The organism is Planomonospora algeriensis, assembly GCF_977012225.1.
Genome location: NZ_CDRNDK010000553.1, coordinates 1 through 3,724, shown reverse-complemented (window position 1 = coordinate 3,724; position 3,724 = coordinate 1). Strand labels below are relative to the sequence as shown.

General features: G+C 73.7%; 3 protein-coding genes. 2 read left to right on the top strand and 1 reads right to left on the bottom strand.

Annotated features, from left to right (window positions below; translation table 11 throughout):
• Positions 1 to 39 precede the first annotated feature (39 nt).
• Positions 40 to 2,112 (top strand): neutral/alkaline ceramidase, encoded by a 2,073-nt coding sequence (locus ACWJ6R_RS32295; protein ID WP_449065848.1) that lies wholly within the window; start codon positions 40 to 42, stop codon positions 2,110 to 2,112.
• Positions 2,113 to 2,234: 122 nt separating this feature from the next.
• Positions 2,235 to 3,029 carry a pyrroline-5-carboxylate reductase gene (gene proC / locus ACWJ6R_RS32290; RefSeq protein ID WP_449065847.1) on the top strand — a complete coding sequence of 265 codons (795 nt, stop codon included), beginning with the start codon at positions 2,235 to 2,237 and terminating at the stop codon, positions 3,027 to 3,029.
• Positions 3,030 to 3,142: 113 nt separating this feature from the next.
• On the opposite strand, the gene ACWJ6R_RS32285 is transcribed toward proC, so the two are convergent.
• A partial coding sequence (locus ACWJ6R_RS32285) for a hypothetical protein (RefSeq protein ID WP_449065846.1) occupies positions 3,143 to 3,724 on the bottom strand: 582 nt, incomplete at its 5' end.

Here is a 3,724-nt window from a genome sequence, read left to right as displayed (position 1 = left end):
CCGGTCCCCGCGGACCGGCCCACCCCCGGGAGAAAACGCATGCGACTCGCACGTCCGAGAACCCGACCCCTGACCCTGCTGCTGACCGCGGCGCTCGGCGTCGCGGTCCCACTCGCCCCGCCCGTCGCGGCGGGCACCGGACCGGTGGGCACCGTCGCGGCCGCCGAGCCGCCCGGTTACCTGGTCGGCCGGGGCATCTCCGACGTCACCGGAGAGATCGCCGAGGTCGGCATGATGGGCTACTCCAGCTTCGAGCAGAAGGCCTCGGGGCTGCACCAGCGCCAGCGCTCACGCGCGTTCGTCGTCGTCGACCGGGCCACCGGCAGGCGGGTCGCGTACGTCAACGCCGACCTCGCCATGATCTTCGAGGCGGTCCGACAGAAGGTGATCGCCAGGCTGAAGCAGCGGTACGGCACGCTGTACACCGAGCAGAACGTGCTGCTGTCGGCGACGCACACGCACGCCGGGCCGGGCGGCTTCTCCCACCACCTGGCGTACAACCTGGCGAGCCTCGGCTTCCAGAAGGGCACCTACGGGGCGATCGTGGACGGCATCGTCGAGTCGGTCGCGGAGGCGCACGACGACCTGCGGCCGGGCACCGTCACCCTGGGCAGGGGAGAGCTCACCGACGCCAGCGTGAACCGGTCCCGCGCCGCCTTCGACCGCAACCCCGCGCAGGACAGGGCGGCCTTCCCCGGCGGCATCGACCCGGCGATGACCGTCCTGCGCTTCCGGCAGGGAGGCGCCGACATCGGCGCGATCAGCTGGTTCGCCACCCACAACACCTCCCTGACCAACGCCAACACCCTGGTCAGCCCGGACAACAAGGGCTACGCGGCCTACCGCTGGGAGCACGACCACGCCGGGGTGCGCTACCTGGACTCGGGACCGGGCTTCGTCGCGGCGTTCCCCAACACCAACGCCGGCGACATGTCGCCCAACCTGAACCTGAGGCCCGGATCGGGGCCGACCGAGGACGAGTTCGCCAACACCCGGATCATCGGCGAGCGCCAGTTCGCCAGGGCCAAGCAGATCTACGACGGCGCGACGACCCCGGTCACCGGCGGGGTCGACTCCCGGATGCGCTTCGTCGACATGGAGAACGTCGCCGTCGACGGGAGGTACACCCCGGACGGCAGGCCCGGCCGCACCTGCACCGCCATGGTCGGCGCGTCCACGCTCGCGGGCAGCACCGAGGACGGCCCGGCGATCCCGGGCTTCCGGGAGGGCATGACGGGCCCCATCGGTCGGATCCTCGCCTCGCTCGACGTCCCTGCGCCGGCCTCGCTGCTGGCCTGCCAGGCGCCCAAGGCGAACCTGGTGCCGACCGGTCTGATCACCGAGCCGGTGCGGGCGACGCCGAACGTCCTGCCGCTGCAGATCCTCAGGATCGGGCAGCTGTACCTGGTGGCGGGCCCCGCCGAGTACACGATCGTCTCCGGCCTGCGGATCCGGCGGTCGGTCGCGGCGGAGCTGGGCGTGCCGCTGGAGAACGTGCTGCTGCAGGGCTACGCCAACGCCTACAGCCAGTACGTGACCACGCCGGAGGAGTACGCGCTGCAGCAGTACGAGGGCGGCTCGACGCTGTACGGCCCGCACACCCTGCCCGCCTACCAGCAGGAGTTCGCCCGGCTCGCCGCCGCCCTGCGGGACGGCGCCGCGGTCGATCCGGGCACGACCCCGCCCGACCTGTCCGGTGAGCAGTTCACCTTCCAGACGGGCGTGGTCCTCGACAGCGCGCCGCCGTCCACCTCGTTCGGGCAGGTGCTCACCGAGCCCGCCGCTTCCCATCGGCGCGGGGAGACCGTGACGGCCGAGTTCGTCACCGGGCACCCGAAGAACGACCTGCACCGCAACGGGACCTATCTGGAGGTGCAGCGTCTGGTGGACGGGACGTGGCGGCGCCACCTGGACGACGGTGACTGGCACACGAAGTTCCGCTGGACCCGCCTCAACGCCGTCACCGGCACGTCCAAGGCCACCGTCTCCTGGGAGGTCGCCGCGGACACCCCGCCCGGCACCTACCGCATCGCGCACTTCGGGGACCGGCGGAGCCTGCTCGGCAGGATCACCCCGTTCACCGGCGTCTCCCGGGCGTTCACGGTGTCCTGACCGCGTTTCCCGGAGGGAACCCGCCCGGGGCGCGGGCGGCCGCCCGGCGGGCTCGCCGTGTCCCGCCCCGGCCGCACCTCGTAAGCTGGTCGTCCCTGACCCCCTAGGCAAGGTGCGCTGGCATGATCGCGATTCTCGGGACCGGCAAGATGGGCGAGGCGCTGCTGTCCGGGCTGCTCCGGGCGGGGTTCGCGCCCGGCGACGTGATCGCGACCGCCCGGCGCGCCGAGCGGGCCGAGACGCTGCGGGAGCGGTACGGCGTGCGGGTGCTGCCCAACCCCGAGGCCGCCAAGAACGCCGACACCCTCATCCTGGCGGTCAAGCCGCAGGACATGGGGACGCTGCTGGCGGAGATCGCGCCCTGCGTCCCCGCCGACCGCCTGGTGATCTCGGCGGCGGCGGGCATCACGACCGCGTTCGTGGAGGCCCGGCTCGGCGGGGAGGTCCCGGTGGTCAGGGTGATGTCCAACACGCCGGTGCTGGTGGACGAGGCGATGAGCGTGATCTCGGGGGGCGCCCACGCGACCGAGGAGCACCTCAGGCGGGCCGAGGACCTGCTGCGGCCGGTCGGCAAGGTGCTGCGCATCCCCGAGTCCCAGCAGGACGCCGCCACCGCGCTCTCCGGCAGCGGCCCCGCCTACTTCTTCTACCTGGTCGAGGCCATGGTCGACGCCGGCATCCTGCTCGGCATGCCCCGGGCCGCCGCGCTCGACATGGTCACCCAGTCGATCGTCGGCGCTGCGATCATGCTCCGCGACTCGGGCGAGCACCCCGTCATCCTCCGTGAGGCCGTCACCTCCCCGGGCGGGACCACCATCGCGGCCATCGCCGAGCTGGAGCGCCACAGCGTCCGGGCCGCCTTCCTGGCCGCCATCGAGGCGGCACGGGACCGGGGCCGCGAACTCGCCGCCGGCTGACCCGGCCGACACGGCTGACCCGGCCGGGCCGCCGTGTCGGCCAGAGCGGGACCCGGCCGACACGGGGGCGGCCGGTCGGCGGCCTGCGGGTCGGCCGGGCATCGGCCGCCGGGTCAGCGCACCACGGCGGTGCGGAAGGAGGGCAGCAGCTCCGCGGCCTCGGCGGCGGTGAAGCCGCTGGCGGACAGCACCCCCACCGTGCCGTCGTCGGCCCAGGCGCACAGGCTCACGTCGCCGTCGGAGATCTTCTTGGTGACGCAGCGGGCGTAGCCGTCGAGCGACTCCCCGGGGACGGTGACGTCGTGGGAGGGCGCGTCGGCCACCAGGAACCGCTGGAGGAGGTCGTCGACGCCGGGCTTCTGCTGCTCCTCGCGGATGGCCACGTCGTAGCCGGTGAAGACGACGTACCTCTTCTCCTCGCGGCCCTCGGCCGGCTCGGCCTCCCGGTACCCCGCCTGGATCCCCTCCTGGACGGCGAGGTCCGGGACCTGGGAGTGCTCCTTCAGCAGCTTCTCGTGCGTGGTGAAGGGCCACAGCCCCTCCAGCCGCAGGGTCCCCACCTCCTCGGGCAGCGGGAGCGCCAGGCGGTGGACGTCTCCGGGCGGCGTCGCGCCGGAGCCGCCCTCCGCGCCGCCCCCGCCGGCGGTGGCGGACGCCTGGACCCCCCTCGGCGGCGCCGGCCGTACCGGAGCCGC

Coding starts and splice junctions, on each gene's coding strand:
- proC (WP_449065847.1), top strand. CDS start 2,235: ATGATCGCGATTCTCGGGACCGGCAAGATGGGCGAGGCGCTGCTGTCC.
- ACWJ6R_RS32295 (WP_449065848.1), top strand. CDS start 40: ATGCGACTCGCACGTCCGAGAACCCGACCCCTGACCCTGCTGCTGACC.